We start from the raw sequence: 14,835 nt of genomic DNA on the forward strand, positions 1-14,835 counted from the left end.
AATGGACTTAACTACAACTTACATGGGGTTACAATTGCGATCGCCCCTAGTACCTTCAGCCTCACCCCTTTCCGAAGACATCGATAATATCAAGCGAATGGAAGATGCGGGGGCAGCGGCTGTTGTGATGCATTCCCTATTTGAAGAACAATTACGCCAAGAACGTTACGAACTGCACCATCACCTGACGCACGGAACGGAAAGCTATCCCGAAGCCCTGACCTATTTTCCAGAACCGCACAGCTTTCGAGTCGGAGCGGAAGAATATCTAAATCACATCCAAAGGGCAAAGGAGAAAATCAATATTCCTCTCATTGCTAGCCTTAACGGTTCATCTGTTGGCGGTTGGACTAACTATGCCAGACAACTCCAACAAGCAGGCGCAGATGGGCTGGAATTGAATGTATACTACGTCCCTACAGACATGGACTTGACAGGCGAACAGATCGAGCAAACCTATATTGAGATTTTGCGATCGGTCAAAGCCGCCATGACAATTCCTGTAGCGATCAAACTCAGCCCCTATTTTACCAACATGGCAAATATGGCTCGACGTTTGGACAACGCAGGGGCAAATGCTCTCGTTTTGTTCAATCGCTTCTACCAGCCAGACATCAACCTCAAAACCCTAGAGGTTGAACCAAACGTGCTTTTAAGTACTCCGCAGTCCATGCGTTTACCGATGCGTTGGATTGCAATTCTCTACGATCGCATCAATGCTAGTTTGGCTGCAACGAGCGGCATCCACAAAGGGCAGGATGCCATCAAGTTGTTGATGGCAGGGGCTAACATCACGATGCTTTGTTCGGTGTTGCTACGGCACGGTATCGACCAGATCCGCGCGATCGAGCAGGAAATGCGTGAATGGATGGTAGAACACGAGTATGAATCCGTGCGGCAACTACAAGGAAGCATGAGTCAGAAAAATTGCCCCGACAAGAGTGCCTTTGAACGCGCCCAATACATGCGATCGCTCCAAACCTACAAACCAGAATGGGAGCGAGTTTTCGATACATCTCATTATTTTGGATAAAGTCAAAAGTCAAAAGTCAAAACTAATAACAACTATCCATCAATTACTACAAATGACAAATGACAAATGACAAATGACGACCAACTACCAATTACCAACTACCAATTACCAATTACCAACTACCAAAACCCTATGCAAAAACGAATTGGTATTTTGACCAGTGGCGGTGACTGCCCCGGGTTGAATTGTGCGATTCGGGCTGTTGTTAGCCATGCCAAGCTACAACACGATTGGGAAGTGCTAGGGATTCCTTACGCTACCCAAGGGTTATTAGAGCGCAAGACGACGTTACTCAATTTGCATGGCTTAGATTTACGCGGTATCGATCCTTTACTCAGTATGGGTGGCACGATTTTAGGATCGATTAATAAAGGAGACACGCTAGCTCATGCGAGTGAAATTATTGCTAGTTATCGGGCGTTGGCGTTAGATGCCTTAATTGCGATCGGTGGCGATGGTAGTCTCGCCATTCTCCACCAACTAGCTTGTCAAGGAAACTGGAATCTCATCGCGATTCCCAAGACAATCGATAATGATGTAGCACTTACGGAACGAGCAATCGGGTTTGATACGGCTGTCAATACGATTGTTGATGCTTTGAATCGTCTGACTTTTACAGCTGCCAGTCACGATCGCGTCATGGTTGTGGAAGTTATGGGACGCACAGCAGGGCATCTAGCACTCCATGCTGGAATTGCAGGCGGAGCAGATTGTATTCTCATTCCTGAAATTCCTTACTCGATTGACGGAGTTTGCCATCAAATTAGCGAACTGCGCGATCGCTGGGGACGAAAATTTGCGATCGTTGTTGTTGCTGAAGGTGCTAAAACTGCTAACGATAGTTCTATTGCCGAAACACAAAATTTTGCCTCTCTAGAGTGCGGCATGGGACAGTACATTGCCAATCAAATCAAATCCCACAACACCCTTACCGATCGCCTTGACGTTCGGGTTTCGATCTTAGGGCATATTCAGCGCGGTGGTATACCATCGGCTTTAGACCGCTTGAGTGCAACAGCTTTTGGTAAGGCAGCAGTAGATTTAATCGCGCGGGAACAATACGGTCAAATGGTGGCTTGGCAAAATGGACGAGTTGTAGATGTGCCGATCGTCGATGTTGTCGCTCGAAGTCCTTTGCCTGTAGCACCTGATAACTATCTCGTCCAAACCGCTCGCTGTATGGGGATTTACGTGGGGGATGGATAACAATGAAGTTCGTTGACGAATACCGAGATGCTGATGCTGCTGGACAATACGCGCGGGCGATCGCTGCCATTACTACCCAAGCTTGGACAATTATGGAAATCTGCGGCGGTCAGACCCATTCTATTGTCAAATTTGGCATAGATGAACTTTTACCCCCAGAAATTACCTTAATTCACGGACCTGGTTGTCCCGTCTGCGTCACGCCTGTGGAATTAATCGATCGGGCGATCGCGATCGCAACGCAACCCGAAGTTATTTTCTGTTCGTTTGGAGATATGTTGCGTGTTCCAGGGAGCAGGGGAGTAGAGGAGAGGGAGAAAGATTTGCTGACGGTTAAGGCAATGGGGGGAGATATTCGCATTGTCTATTCTCCGCTTGATGCGCTCAAAATCGCTCAAGCTCATCCTCACAAACAAGTTGTTTTCTTTGCTGTGGGGTTTGAAACGACTGCACCCGCTACAGCGATGGCGGTTTACCAAGCTGCGCGACAGGAAGTTAAAAATTTCTCCTTACTGGTTTCTCACGTATTAGTTCCGCCAGCAATGGAGGCGATTCTTGCCTCACCTCATCATCGAGTTCAGGGATTTTTAGCAGCCGGTCATGTCTGCACGGTAATGGGATACACCCAGTACGAACCGCTCGTACAGAAATATCGCATTCCGATTGTCGTCACGGGGTTTGAACCGCTAGACATCCTCCAAGGGGTGTATATGTGCATTCAGCAATTGGAATCGGGGCGATCGCAACTAGAAAATCAATACGCTCGTTCGGTGCGGCGCAGTGGAAATGAAACCGCTCAACGATTAATGCGTGAAGTATTTGAGGTCGTACCGAGGCAATGGCGCGGGATTGGTCGTATTCCTCAAAGTGGGTTGGGCTTACGCGATCGATATGCTGAATTTGATGCTCAAAAGCGCTTTGATATTTTTAACTACGCAATTGCAGAATCTACCGAATGTCTGAGCGGACAGATCTTACAAGGCATCAAAAAACCCCACGAATGCCCTGCTTTTAGCGATCGCTGTACGCCAGAACATCCCTTGGGTGCGCCGATGGTTTCCTCAGAAGGGGCTTGTGCGGCATATTATCGTTATCGGCATCGGGTGTAAGAAGGCAAGAGGCAGAGGAGCAGAGGAGTTGTCAGTGAGCGAACCCGAAGACTTTATCCTGTCTTGTCCCATCCCAATTGACAAGTATCCCCGCGTTCTACTGGCGCATGGGGGTGGTGGAAGGTTAATGCATCAGTTGATTTCACAAATGTTTTTGGCGACATTTAGCCATAGCGATCGCGCGCCACATGACGCTGCCGAAATTCACCTCAAAAGCGGCAGAATTGCTTTTACCACTGATTCTTATGTAGTTCAACCCCTGTTTTTTCCAGGCGGCGATATCGGAATGCTGGCAGTTAACGGCACTGTCAACGATCTGGCGATGAGCGGAGCGCGTCCGCTGTATTTAAGTGCTGGGTTTATTTTGGAAGAAGGGCTACCGATGGAAACGCTCTGGCGGGTGGTGCGATCGATGCAACAAGCAGCTCAAACAGCCAACGTGCAGATCGTGACTGGCGATACAAAGGTTGTGGATAAAGGGAAGGGAGATGGCATTTTTATCAATACTGCTGGTGTTGGAATTATCGAGCATGACCAGGCGATCGCCCCCCAATCAATTCAGCCTGGGGATGTGTTGCTCCTCAATGGCGATCTCGGTCGTCACGGCATTGCTATTATGACCGAGAGGGAGGGTTTAGCCTTTGAAACTACCATCGAGAGCGACGCTGCACCGTTAGCGAGTCTGATTCTAGAACTGCTTGCGGCTGAAATTGAAATTCACTGTTTGCGCGATTTGACTCGTGGCGGTTTATCGAGCGCTCTAAATGAAATTGCCCAAGCTGCCTGCGTCAAAATTGAAATTGATGAAAGTGCCATCCCCATAAGTGAAGAAGTGCAAGGAGCGTGTGAAATCCTCGGTTTCGATCCGCTTTATGTCGCTAATGAAGGAAGATTTGTCGCTTTTGTGCCACCAGAATTTGCCCAAACAGCAATAAAAATTATGCGATCGCATCCTTTAGGAAAATCTGCTCAAATTATTGGCAGTGTTACCGAACGCAAAACATCTGGTTTTGTCACGATGAAGAGTAAAATTGGCGCTCAACGCATTGTCGATATGTTAAGCGGAGAACAACTACCGCGAATCTGCTAATCCGAATTTGCTCATCCCATCACTTGTGGTAGCGTGGCATAGAGAAAAAAGCCGACTGCCACGATTGCCAATAACCCCTGAATCAAATTTCCCACCAGAGAACCGACTACAATTCCGATTCCAGCTTTCAAGGCTCGTTTAAGATCGCGTTGATAAATATACTCGCCGATAATTGCGCCTAACAAAGGTCCGAGCAAAATTCCTAACAAGGGACCACCAAACGGCAAAGCAGGCAATAAACCAAAAATACCCAATAGCAAACCAACAACCGCACCAATCTGTCCCCATTTACTGGCTCCAGCGCGTTTCGCTCCCCAGAAGGTAGCCAGCAGATCGATGCCGACGCTAAGCGCCAACACCACCACCGTCACAATTAGAGGTACGGCAATGCTACCAAAAGAACCTTGCACCACACCCCAAATTGCGATCGCGACTAAAATCAAACTCGTCCCAGGAATCCCTGGAACCACTGCCCCAATCACACCGACAACCATGAGGGCAACTAATAACCAATAGAGAGTTAGCATAATTTTTCATTTGTCATTTGTCGTTCGTCATTTGTCATTAGTGAATCGTTAATTTTGACTTTTAACTTTTGACTTTTGACTTTTTCCCTACTCCCTGCTCCCTGCTCCCTGCTCCCTAAAAAGGGTAACGTCTAACTTGTCAGCAATACCAGCGATCCAGGTTTCGTCTTGCTTGGTATAGCTGCGGGGAGCATTTGCACCCAAAATCATTACGCCTTGCTGACCGATGGGCTGACAAATAACTCCTTGGGTGTTTTCTGGCAAGTAGTCAAATTCAAATCGTCCTGGGTAAACGCTCAAAGCCACTAAGTAAACTGGTTTATGTTTTTCCAGCACCCGTTGGACGATCGCCCCTGGAGTCACTTCGGTTTTCTCTGGTAATATGCCGCGCCGCAGCAAAACTTTTCCCTGATAAAACACGATCAGCGATCGCGTGACGGTATTTGTCAACAACAAATAAGATGCCCATGCTAGTTCTGTCCTAACTGTTTCGGGCAAGTCTGGAGCCAACTCGAACCTTTGCTCGCCCACGAGTTCTACTGCATCCGGCAGGCGCGGTGCGACTTGCTGCCAAAGCAAGCCAGTCAAAATTAGCACCGCACTGACAATTGCCCCCAAAACATCTGACCGTGCCTGAGTCACTGTCAGTTCCGGTGTCAGCAACCGATTGACCAACAGCAACACAGCAGCTAACCCCCCTACCACTAGAGGTATTAGCCTTACAACTCGATTTGGATCTGGTTTAGCCATGTTGGAGTGAGTAGTGAGTAACGAGCAGTGAGTAGTGAACAAAGAAGGATGTAGAGTGTAGGGTGTAGTGAAATTTCGATCTCTCCCTTGTCCCCCTTGTCCCCCTTGTCCCCTTGTCCCCACTCCCTTCGGTCGTGGGGTCCCCGAGTTCCCCCTTGTCCCCCTTGTCCCCCTTGTCCGTCTCTTTTCCCAAATTAGCCACTATCCACCAGTATTCACTCCTCTCCCGGTTCGATAATCCGTTGGAATAGATAACCCGTGCCTCTAGCGGTAAGGATTAATTCTGGGTTACTAGGGTCGTCTTCTAACTTCGCCCGCAGTCGCGAGATATGCACGTCTACTACGCGAGTGTCTACATGTCGTTCGGGCGTATAGCCCCAAACTTCCTGCAAGATTTCCGATCGCGAAAAGGCTTCCCCCGAACGGCTGACTAACAGCTCTAACAAGCTAAATTCCATTCCAGTTAATCGAATCCGCTCGTCTCCTTTGTAAACCTGTCGCTTATTCGTGTCAATTTTGATACTTCCTACTTGGATCACGCCAGAGCTAGGAATTCCCGAAGCACCTGTTTTATCTACCCGTCGCAATACAGAGCGAATGCGTGCTTCCAGTTCTTTCGGGGAAAATGGCTTGACTACGTAATCATCCGCACCTAATTCCAGTCCGGTGATCCGATCGGCGACATCGCCCAGGGCTGTTAGCATAATAATTGGTACATCTGATTCCTTGCGTAGCTCTTGACACACGCCGTAGCCATCTAACTTCGGCATCATCACGTCCAAGACAACCAAATCTGGATCGGCTTTGCGAAATGTATCCAAAGCTTCCTCGCCGTCTGCTGCTGTCACGACATCGTAACCAATCATCGACAGCCGCGTTTCTAAGATCCGCCGAATGCTGGCTTCGTCGTCCACGACTAGGATTTTTTCTTTATGACTTTCCAAATTGACCAACGCTCCTTAAAACCAACATTTTTGAATTTTAATTTTTAGTACTATTACATGAAGATCTTATCCCATTCAATCCATGTAAATTAGCCGAAATTCTCGCACTCACTTACTTTCAAGGTTTTTTAATATTTGCGGTTTTGCCAACAAAATTTAACTTAACGCAACAAAAGCACTAAACGAATGCCCAAACCCCGTACCTATTTCGTTTGCAATGAATGTGGCGCAGAGTCGCCTCAGTGGTTTGGTAAGTGTCCTGCCTGCGGGACTTACAATTCCTTAGAAGAACAAATTACGAGTACAACTCTCGGGACGCTACCAACTCGTGGGGTTAGCTGGCAGCAAACGCCGCAAAGCAATGGCAAATCAATCGCTAAAGCCGCAAAACCCCGCGCTTCTCTAACTTTCGACCAAATTAGCGATCGCCAAGTGAGCCGCTGGTGTTCTGGCTATGACGAACTCGACCGAGTACTCGGTGGTGGTATTGTACCAGGTTCTATGGTTTTGATCGGCGGCGATCCGGGGATTGGCAAATCGACTTTGTTACTACAGGTTTCTAACCAACTCGCCCAAAACTATCGCATTCTCTACGTTTGCGGTGAAGAGTCAGGACAGCAAGTGAAGTTACGCGCTTCTCGTTTGGGTGTATCTAAATTTCAAAACCCTATAGAGGAATCAGATCCCCAGCTTCAAAACCAATCGCCTAACGGTCATTTAGTTAACAATGGTAGTGCAAGAGCCGATTTATACGTTTTGCCAGAAACAGATCTCGAAGAAATACTGAGGGAAGTCGATTCGCTCAAACCCAATGTAGCTGTCATCGATAGTATCCAAACCGTCTATTTTCCCGCCTTAACTTCCGCCCCTGGTTCGGTAGCACAGGTGCGAGAATGTACCTCAGCCCTGATGCAAGTCGCAAAACGGGAAGATATTACGATGTTAATTGTGGGACACGTTACCAAAGAAGGTGCGATTGCGGGTCCCAAAGTTTTAGAACATTTGGTAGATACAGTACTTTATTTTGAAGGCGATCGCTTCGCCTCCCATCGGTTGTTACGCACAGTCAAGAATCGCTTTGGCGCTACTCATGAAATTGGCATCTTTGAAATGATCGATCGCGGGTTGCGGGAAGTCGCCAACCCTTCAGAATTATTTCTCGGTAGCCGCGACGATCCTTCACCAGGAACGGCGATAGTGGTTGCTTGCGAAGGCACGCGCCCGATTGTGGTAGAGTTACAAGCCTTGGTTAGTCCCACCAGCTATGCTTCACCCCGTCGTTCTACCACGGGGATAGACTACAGCCGTTTACTGCAAATTTTGGCAGTGTTAGAAAAACGAGTTGGCATTCCTTTGTCTAAACTGGATGCCTATGTCGCCTCTGCTGGTGGCTTAAGCGTGGAAGAACCAGCTGTAGATCTGGGAGTCGCGATCGCCGTAGTCGCTTCTTTCCGCGATCGCATTGTCGATCAGCGCACTGTTTTAATTGGAGAAGTCGGGTTAGGCGGACAAGTACGCCCCGTCTCTCAAATGGAACTGCGTCTGAAAGAAGCTGCTAAACTAGGATTTAAGCGGGCAATTGTACCCAAAGGGCAACCCTATCCTGACGTAGATTTGGAAATTATTCCTGTCGCCAAAGTACTCGATGCGATTATCGCTGCAATCCCCCCACAATCGTTCCCAGATTTAGATTTAGAAGAGGAATAGTATTTGGGTTAGCAGTAGGGCATTCGTTCCCCTCTTTTTAAGGGGGGTTAGGGGGATCGAAATCTGAAACTTCAAATGCTTCACTCCCGCTAGTATTGCCGATCGCGATCCAACGTTGAACTTGTGGTAGATCGCAAAGTCGGGTTGAATGTGAAAAAATATAAATCAGCGCTCGATCGAGCGATCGCCACACAACTAAATCCTTAACTTAATTCGGTCAAAACTCCAGAGATTAATAGAACCGCAAACCAAGTTTCCGTAATATTGCTGTAGTTGACGCTCGGTTTTCGTGATACACAGAATGAGTTATGTAAATTTCTATGGAGAGTTCTTGTCATTATGGTAAATAGTTCTGACTTTCTGCATCCTCGCAGTCGTTACTATGGCAAAGTACAGCCTGAAAATTTAGTCTTTAACGCCAATCTCCAAGAATTCGCCCAGCATGTCAGTTACATCTGTAACTTAGAAACTGCCGGAAAAATTTCTCCAGATGAAGCATACAAAAAAATTCGCGACTTGTGGAAACAACTCAAACGCTCGAAAAAAGAGTTGGGAATCGGTGAAAACCCATTTCAGAATGACGACGAGCAAAAAGATAGCTAACGTTCTATTGTCATAGCACGATGTTTACATCCGCGTTAAAAATTTCTCTTTTGTAGAGACGTTACATGTAACGTCTCTACATTTTGTCTCTACATTTTTTATTAACCTACCAAAACATTCTCTGCCAAACGCTTTGACTCTACCATCTGATAATATCCCTGTAACTGACGAGTAGCCGCCGCCCATCCCCAGCGTTCTGCCTCCAAACGGGCATTTTGACGAATGGTTTCTCGCTCCTGTTTTTGCTCTAACAGATGTAAAGTTGCCGCGATCGCCCCTTGTTCGTCTTTAGGATCGAATAAATAACCATTGACTCCAGACGTGACAATATCGACAATTCCGCCTGAATTTGCCGCTACCACCGGACAGCCAGCTGCCATTGCCTCAAGTAAAACTAGTCCCAGCGTCTCAGTCCGCGAAGGAAACAGAAACGCATCCGCCGATGCAAATGCTGCGCCAAGATCTCTACCCGTGAGATAGCCGACAAAGTGAGTATTCGTTCCCGCAAAATGTTTCTCTAAAGCTAAACGATGAGGTCCATCTCCTACCAAAGCTAAGCGCGCCTCTGGAATTGCCTCTAATACGGGTTTAATCCGTTCGATTTCTTTTTCCGCTGACAGACGACCGACGTAGAGTAACAAGGGACTATCGGGATGACCTTGAGATAGCCGCGATCGCATTTGTTCGCAAGTTAAATCGGGATGAAACAACTCCGTATCAACTCCCCGCTGCCACAAGTCTACTCGTTGGATTCCGTGGCTAGATAGCTCTTCTACCATTGCCGTTGAAGTACACAAATTTAATTCTGCTTGATTGTGAGCAGTTTTGAGCAATTCCCACAGCAAGCCTTCCAACATTCCTAGTCCGTAATGCTGTAAATACTGCGGTAAGTGAGTGTGATACGAGGCAACTAAGGGAATTTTTAACACTTTCGCATAAAATAACCCCGATAGTCCTAACACTGCGGGGTTGACTACATGGACGATATCGGGTTGGAATCTCTCCAGTTCGTGACCGATCGCGGGGCGTGGTAATGCCATTTTTAACTCTGGATACAATGGTAAAGGGAAACCCGAAACACCGTAAACTTTCGCCCCTTGATACTCTGTAATCCCCCCTTCGGGTGCAACAACTAAAACGCGATCGCCGTTACGTTGTAAATGTTCGACCGTGTGACGCAACCGCGTGACAATACCGTCAACCTTGGGTAGGAAGGTTTCTGTAAATAAGGCAATTTTCATACTTATTGAGGGGCGCTGAGGCTGGGGAAAGTTACCAGCAAGTATTTTCCGATAATCCCAACTTCTTCGCAATATTGGGATCTCTCACGGGATAGACAGTTTCTCTTGGCGTGACTAAATTTATACACTCAGACGCGATATTTTGGCGTTGCTGGCGGACAAAATCAGATATGTCTTCAATGCGGACGATCCAATCTTTGGCATAGGTAGCCAAGACTTTACCACGCAGCCCCAACTGAATCGCCCGACGCGATAATCTAGTTCCCGATGGGTGACGGTCTGGGTCCCACTGCAAGCGCACAGGCGATCGCCTCACGGCTGTTTTCCATTCACTTTCACTGGTGTAAATCTCTGGTAAAAATTTGGAGTGAACCGCTGCTGCTAAAATCTCTTCAAAAGCAGAGCGATCGAGCCAAATTGCCAGTGTAACTTCCTGTCCTTCCTTCGTTCCCCAGCTAGAACGATACATCATCCAGAGGAAGTTAGGCTTAATCCAACTCATGCGCTCGAACTTAAATTCTCCACCAAAATAACCATTTGCAGCAGCAAAGTGACCGATCGCTGGGCGATAAGCTTGGTATACCACAATAGACTGGGCATCGTATTGCGCCACGATATGATTTCCCGACTTTGGCAATCGGTCAAGCTGCGATCGATAAAGTTCTGTCACCAGTGGCATTTAAACAAATCACTATCCCTCAACTACGTATTATGAGGGACAAATGACCAATGACCAATGACTAATAACTATCTCCGCCAAGTAACTTTAGGCAGAATGTGTTTTTTATCGACGCGATCTTGGTACTTAACCGCAAAATTCAGTAGAGAATCTAGTAATGCTTCTGAGAGGAAATGCGGTTGCAATCCGAGACTCAGTAAACTCGTATTTTTGGCATTGAAATAGTGTTCTTCCCGCTCAATTCTGGGATTATCGAGATTGTTGACTTCGACTTTCAGTCCCAGCGCGTTGCCAGCTTTTTGCACCATGACAGCCAAGTCGCCGACGCTAAATAGTTCGGTAAATTGGTTAAAGACGCGGAATTCACCAGGATTAGCAGGATTTGCGATCGCTAGTTCGACACAGCGCACCGTATCCCGAATATCTAAAAAGCCACGGGTCTGCCCGCCCTTACCATATACTGTCAGCGGATGTCCGATCGCCGCTTGAATGCAGAAACGGTTCAGTGCCGTACCAAATACACCGTCATAGTCGAGGCGATTGATCAACATCTCGTCCATGCCCGTCTCTTCTGTTAGGACTCCATAAACCACACCCTGGTTCAAATCTGTAGCGCGTAAGCCCCAAATCTTACAAGCAAAGTGAATGTTGTGGCTGTCGTGGACTTTGCTCAGGTGGTACATACTACCTGGCTGCTTTGGATAGGGTAAGGTATCCTTGCGCCCGTTGTGTTCGATTGTAATGTACCCTTCTTCAATATCAATATTAGGCGTGCCGTATTCGCCCATTGTCCCCAGCTTGACCAAGTGACAGTCGGGGAAACTATCGCGCATGGCATAGAGAATATTCAGCGTTCCAACGACATTATTCACCTGCGTCAGTACGGCGTGTTCGCGATCGATCATGGAAAAAGGTGCGGAACGCTGTTCGCCAAAGTGGACGATCGCTTCCGGTTCAAATTGGTGCAGCGTTTTGCTCAAAAACTCGTAGTTGGTAATATCGCCGACAAACAAATCGATCTTTTTGCCTGTGAGGTCTTGCCACCTTTGAATCCGATGCTGAATCGTTGCGATCGGTGTCAGGGTATCTACTCCAAGTTCGAGATCCCAGTGCCTCCGTACCATGCTGTCTAGAATCCCAACCTCGTAACCTCGATTGGATAAGTAGAGCGCGGTTGCCCAACCGCAATAGCCATCGCCACCAATAACCAATACTTTCATCGTCTGTGCGTGTTACTCGCTGATATTCGCTAAATCTACCAGGTTTATGTCCCCCTTTTGCGTCCTAAATTAGGAGTATATTTTCTGTACAATTGCCTAACCAATCAAAGCCTCTTGCCTCTTGCCTCTTACCTCCTATTTGAATTTTCGGATTTTTGTTAAAAAATGTTACATTTATGCCGTCAAAACGCTACGCTGTCTTGACACTATGCGAGTAAGCCGATAACGTGATATACATACCCGGGTAAGACGATTGAAAAAAATATGCAAGCTAAGCAAAAAGTTACGCTGTATTTAACGCCTGAACTGCATCGGCGGCTCAAAATCAGAGCCGCGATCGACTCGGAACCAATGTCAGAACTCGCTGCCCGCGCGCTCGCTTTTTATTTATCTCACCAAGAGTTAATAGACGAAGCAGAGTCATACGGCAACACGCACAGAGTTTATGCATGTCCTGAATGTGCAACAACGGTGGCATTGAACGAAGGCGAACTAGTATCCCTCAAGGATCAGCCGGGGGTAATAGAGCAGTCCAAGCCGGCAAGAGTTGCGGCTGAAGCAGCAATACAAGAAGGGCAACTAGCCCTCGCCAGCCACTAATTTCATTGAAACTAATTTCATTGAAGCTGATTCATCAAAGCTGAATCCGAAGCGCTGTCCGTACTATCTTTAGGGTCAAAAGTAAGGTCAAAGGCAATGAAAGAAGAGCTAAATATTCTCATACAAGCTCAATACCCGCTGATATACCTTGTGACCTCTGAGGAAGAGCGGGCTGAACAAGCAATAGCAACGATCGCCCAGTTAAGACCGCAGCGCCGAATATTCATCTGGACGGTGACGCACGGAATCGTAGAACACGGTCAGCCACGCCACGTCACGCAGCATAATACCGTATCTCCAGAAGCAGCGATCGAGTGGGTGATCCGCCAACGAGAGCCGAGCATATTCATATTTAAGGATTTACACCCCTTTATTGACGCACCAGTAACGACGAGATGGCTGCGAGATGCGATCGCCAGCTTTAAAGGCACGCAGAAAACGATTGTTCTGATGTCTCCGATGCAGCAGGTTCCAATCGAGTTAGAGAAAGAAGTTGTCGTACTAGACTTCCCGCTACCCGATTTGGCAGAATTGAACCAAGTATTAGAGCGGCAGTTAGAGCAAAATCGCGGACGACGGCTGACAACAGATGCTAGAGAGAAATTATTAAAAGCAGCTTTGGGCTTAACGCGAGATGAGTCAGAAAAAGTCTACCGCAAGGCTCAGGTAACAGCGGGACAGCTATCAGAAAATGAAGTAGAAGTCGTCTTATCCGAGAAAAAGCAATTAATCCGGCGCAACGGCATCTTAGAATACATTGAAGAGGATGCCACAATCGATGCCGTTGGTGGTTTAGAAGAGCTGAAACGCTGGCTCAAACAACGTTCTAATGCTTTTACTGAAAGAGCGAGAGAATACGGTCTGCCTCAGCCGAAGGGAATGCTAATTTTAGGGGTTCCTGGGTGTGGTAAATCTTTGATCGCTAAAACGACATCTCGCTTGTGGGGTCTGCCCCTGTTGAGATTAGATATGGGGCGAGTTTATGACGGCTCGATGGTAGGTCGTTCTGAGGCTAACCTACGCAACGCCCTCAAAACCGCCGAATCAATTTCGCCCACAATTTTATTTATTGATGAGTTAGATAAAGCCTTTGCAGGTACAGCAGGTTCAGCCGATTCTGATGGTGGTACATCTAGCCGCATCTTCGGATCTTTCCTGACCTGGATGCAAGAGAAAACTTCTCCCGTATTCGTGATGGCAACAGCCAACCGTGTAGAAAGGTTGCCTGGAGAGTTCTTACGTAAGGGAAGATTTGACGAAATATTCTTTGTCGATCTGCCAAATCCAGAGGAGCGCAAAGATATATTTAGCATTCACCTGCTCAAGCGCAAACGGGATCTATCCCGTTTCGACCTCGATCAGCTAGCAAAAATTGCTGACGGTTTCTCTGGTGCAGAGATCGAGCAAGCGTTAATCGCTGCGATGTACGATGCTTTTGCTCAAGATCGAGAGTTTACTCAACTAGATATTATTGCTGCAATTAAAGCAACGCTACCACTCTCTCGGACAATGACCGAGCAAGTAACGGCTCTGAGAGATTGGGCAAGACAGCGTGCTAGACCCGCAGCATCCTCCGTAGCTGAGTATCAGCGCATGGAGTTTTAAAAAGCTTTCTCCTACGTTCACAGGGGGAAAGGCTAGCCGCCCAGCTAGCAGATTACCTAAGCCGCATATCCCATCCCAAGACTGCGGCGACATTAACTAAGCTAAACCGTTGTCGTTTATCGTTACTATCCTTTAGGAGGAATCCCAAATGTCTCACTTTAGCACTCTGCGTACAAAAATCACCGATGCAGAAATCCTCAAGACTTCTCTGCGCGACTTAGGAATTAATGTTAAGACCGAAGCTGATGTCCGTGGTTACAACGGTCAGCGCGTTCGCTCTGACATCGTAGCAGTTCTAGAAGGCGAATACGATCTGGGTTGGTCTCGCAACAGCGATGGTTCTTTCGATCTAATCGCTGATCTGTGGGGTGTTGCTAAGAAGCACAACCAAACCGAGTTAATCAACTCCATCAACCAAAAGTATGCAGTAAATAAGACCTTGGCAGAAGTCAAGCAGCGCGGTCTGCAAAATGCCAATGTCAAATTGGTCGTGCAAAAATAAGTTCTCTGCGCGTTCCCAA

17 protein-coding genes are annotated in these 14,835 nt (G+C 47.3%); 9 read left to right on the plus strand and 8 right to left on the minus strand.

All coding sequences use genetic code 11. The features are described from left to right. Position 1 precedes the first annotated feature (1 nt). The 4 genes from M5J74_RS23025 to hypE all read left to right on the plus strand — a co-directional run bounded on the left by M5J74_RS23025 (position 2) and on the right by hypE (position 4,438). Positions 2 to 1,033: a dihydroorotate dehydrogenase-like protein gene (locus M5J74_RS23025; RefSeq protein ID WP_250013360.1), complete on the plus strand. Its 1,032-nt coding sequence runs from the start codon at positions 2 to 4 to the stop codon at positions 1,031 to 1,033. 132 nt (positions 1,034 to 1,165) lie between these two features. Further along, a complete protein-coding gene (locus M5J74_RS23030) occupies positions 1,166 to 2,239 on the plus strand; it encodes an ATP-dependent 6-phosphofructokinase (RefSeq protein WP_015156341.1) in 1,074 nt (357 codons plus the stop codon). Positions 2,240 to 2,241: 2 nt separating this feature from the next. Next, entirely contained in the window at positions 2,242 to 3,348 is a 1,107-nt protein-coding gene (gene hypD / locus M5J74_RS23035) for a hydrogenase formation protein HypD (protein ID WP_250013370.1), read from the plus strand. A 34-nt stretch (positions 3,349 to 3,382) separates the two neighbouring features. Next, positions 3,383 to 4,438 (plus strand): hydrogenase expression/formation protein HypE, encoded by a 1,056-nt coding sequence (gene hypE / locus M5J74_RS23040; protein WP_250013372.1) that lies wholly within the window; start codon positions 3,383 to 3,385, stop codon positions 4,436 to 4,438. Between the two features lie 11 nt (positions 4,439 to 4,449). Here hypE and M5J74_RS23045 read toward each other — a convergent pair whose 3' ends face one another. The 4 genes from M5J74_RS23045 to rpaB form a co-directional block, all read right to left on the minus strand. Continuing rightward, positions 4,450 to 4,965 carry a DUF456 domain-containing protein gene (locus M5J74_RS23045; RefSeq protein ID WP_015156344.1) on the minus strand — a complete coding sequence of 172 codons (516 nt, stop codon included), beginning with the start codon at positions 4,963 to 4,965 and terminating at the stop codon, positions 4,450 to 4,452. 87 nt (positions 4,966 to 5,052) lie between these two features. After that, positions 5,053 to 5,715 carry a cofactor assembly of complex C subunit B gene (locus tag M5J74_RS23050; protein ID WP_250013373.1) on the minus strand — a complete coding sequence of 221 codons (663 nt, stop codon included), beginning with the start codon at positions 5,713 to 5,715 and terminating at the stop codon, positions 5,053 to 5,055. After that, a complete protein-coding gene (locus tag M5J74_RS23055) occupies positions 5,708 to 5,917 on the minus strand; it encodes a hypothetical protein (RefSeq protein ID WP_250013375.1) in 210 nt (69 codons plus the stop codon). The genes M5J74_RS23050 and M5J74_RS23055 overlap by 8 nt, the downstream gene beginning before the upstream one ends. A gap of 13 nt (positions 5,918 to 5,930) precedes the next feature. Next, on the minus strand, positions 5,931 to 6,659 hold the full coding sequence (rpaB, locus tag M5J74_RS23060) for a response regulator transcription factor RpaB (RefSeq protein ID WP_015156346.1): 729 nt from the start codon (positions 6,657 to 6,659) through the stop codon (positions 5,931 to 5,933). A 186-nt stretch (positions 6,660 to 6,845) separates the two neighbouring features. Here rpaB and radA point away from each other — a divergent pair, with 186 nt between their 5' ends. Beyond that, a complete protein-coding gene (radA, locus tag M5J74_RS23065) occupies positions 6,846 to 8,366 on the plus strand; it encodes a DNA repair protein RadA (RefSeq protein ID WP_015156347.1) in 1,521 nt (506 codons plus the stop codon). Positions 8,367 to 8,403: 37 nt separating this feature from the next. Here radA and M5J74_RS23070 read toward each other — a convergent pair whose 3' ends face one another. Then, entirely contained in the window at positions 8,404 to 8,559 is a 156-nt protein-coding gene (locus M5J74_RS23070) for a hypothetical protein (RefSeq protein ID WP_250013377.1), read from the minus strand. Positions 8,560 to 8,705: 146 nt separating this feature from the next. Here M5J74_RS23070 and M5J74_RS23075 point away from each other — a divergent pair, with 146 nt between their 5' ends. After that, positions 8,706 to 8,969 carry a hypothetical protein gene (locus M5J74_RS23075; RefSeq protein WP_015156348.1) on the plus strand — a complete coding sequence of 88 codons (264 nt, stop codon included), beginning with the start codon at positions 8,706 to 8,708 and terminating at the stop codon, positions 8,967 to 8,969. 101 nt (positions 8,970 to 9,070) lie between these two features. Here M5J74_RS23075 and M5J74_RS23080 read toward each other — a convergent pair whose 3' ends face one another. From M5J74_RS23080 to M5J74_RS23090, 3 genes are all read right to left on the minus strand, one after another. After that, positions 9,071 to 10,210, minus strand: a complete 1,140-nt coding sequence (locus M5J74_RS23080) for a glycosyltransferase family 1 protein (RefSeq protein WP_015156349.1) — start codon at positions 10,208 to 10,210, stop codon at positions 9,071 to 9,073. A gap of 31 nt (positions 10,211 to 10,241) precedes the next feature. Continuing rightward, positions 10,242 to 10,889, minus strand: a complete 648-nt coding sequence (locus M5J74_RS23085; RefSeq protein ID WP_250013379.1) for a DUF4291 domain-containing protein — start codon at positions 10,887 to 10,889, stop codon at positions 10,242 to 10,244. Between the two features lie 68 nt (positions 10,890 to 10,957). Then, a complete protein-coding gene (locus M5J74_RS23090) occupies positions 10,958 to 12,109 on the minus strand; it encodes a UDP-sulfoquinovose synthase (RefSeq protein WP_015156351.1) in 1,152 nt (383 codons plus the stop codon). Between the two features lie 264 nt (positions 12,110 to 12,373). Here M5J74_RS23090 and M5J74_RS23095 point away from each other — a divergent pair, with 264 nt between their 5' ends. The 3 genes from M5J74_RS23095 (at position 12,374) to M5J74_RS23105 (ending at position 14,816) form a co-directional block, all read left to right on the plus strand. Then, the gene (locus M5J74_RS23095; RefSeq protein ID WP_015156352.1) at positions 12,374 to 12,709 is read left to right on the plus strand and encodes a hypothetical protein; all 336 of its coding nucleotides are present in this window, start codon (positions 12,374 to 12,376) and stop codon (positions 12,707 to 12,709) included. 96 nt (positions 12,710 to 12,805) lie between these two features. Next, entirely contained in the window at positions 12,806 to 14,314 is a 1,509-nt protein-coding gene (locus tag M5J74_RS23100; RefSeq protein ID WP_106167467.1) for an AAA family ATPase, read from the plus strand. A gap of 148 nt (positions 14,315 to 14,462) precedes the next feature. Then, positions 14,463 to 14,816: a DUF1257 domain-containing protein gene (locus M5J74_RS23105; RefSeq protein ID WP_015156354.1), complete on the plus strand. Its 354-nt coding sequence runs from the start codon at positions 14,463 to 14,465 to the stop codon at positions 14,814 to 14,816. Positions 14,817 to 14,835 lie beyond the last annotated feature (19 nt).

Origin of the sequence: Chroococcidiopsis sp. CCNUC1 (genome assembly GCF_023546805.1) — a bacterium.
In the GTDB taxonomy this organism is placed as follows: Bacteria; Cyanobacteriota; Cyanobacteriia; order Cyanobacteriales; family Chroococcidiopsidaceae; genus Chroococcidiopsis; species Chroococcidiopsis thermalis.

Excerpts from the sequence above, each read along its gene's own strand:
- M5J74_RS23090 (WP_015156351.1), bottom strand. The coding sequence starts at position 12,109 with ATGAAAGTATTGGTTATTGGTGGCGATGGCTATTGCGGTTGGGCAACC.
- hypD (WP_250013370.1), top strand. The coding sequence starts at position 2,242 with ATGAAGTTCGTTGACGAATACCGAGATGCTGATGCTGCTGGACAATAC.
- M5J74_RS23080 (WP_015156349.1), bottom strand. The coding sequence starts at position 10,210 with ATGAAAATTGCCTTATTTACAGAAACCTTCCTACCCAAGGTTGACGGT.
- M5J74_RS23085 (WP_250013379.1), bottom strand. The coding sequence starts at position 10,889 with ATGCCACTGGTGACAGAACTTTATCGATCGCAGCTTGACCGATTGCCA.
- M5J74_RS23100 (WP_106167467.1), top strand. The coding sequence starts at position 12,806 with ATGAAAGAAGAGCTAAATATTCTCATACAAGCTCAATACCCGCTGATA.
- M5J74_RS23075 (WP_015156348.1), top strand. The coding sequence starts at position 8,706 with ATGGTAAATAGTTCTGACTTTCTGCATCCTCGCAGTCGTTACTATGGC.
- radA (WP_015156347.1), top strand. The coding sequence starts at position 6,846 with ATGCCCAAACCCCGTACCTATTTCGTTTGCAATGAATGTGGCGCAGAG.
- M5J74_RS23105 (WP_015156354.1), top strand. The coding sequence starts at position 14,463 with ATGTCTCACTTTAGCACTCTGCGTACAAAAATCACCGATGCAGAAATC.
- M5J74_RS23095 (WP_015156352.1), top strand. The coding sequence starts at position 12,374 with ATGCAAGCTAAGCAAAAAGTTACGCTGTATTTAACGCCTGAACTGCAT.
- M5J74_RS23050 (WP_250013373.1), bottom strand. The coding sequence starts at position 5,715 with ATGGCTAAACCAGATCCAAATCGAGTTGTAAGGCTAATACCTCTAGTG.
- M5J74_RS23025 (WP_250013360.1), top strand. The coding sequence starts at position 2 with ATGGACTTAACTACAACTTACATGGGGTTACAATTGCGATCGCCCCTA.
- M5J74_RS23030 (WP_015156341.1), top strand. The coding sequence starts at position 1,166 with ATGCAAAAACGAATTGGTATTTTGACCAGTGGCGGTGACTGCCCCGGG.
- M5J74_RS23045 (WP_015156344.1), bottom strand. The coding sequence starts at position 4,965 with ATGCTAACTCTCTATTGGTTATTAGTTGCCCTCATGGTTGTCGGTGTG.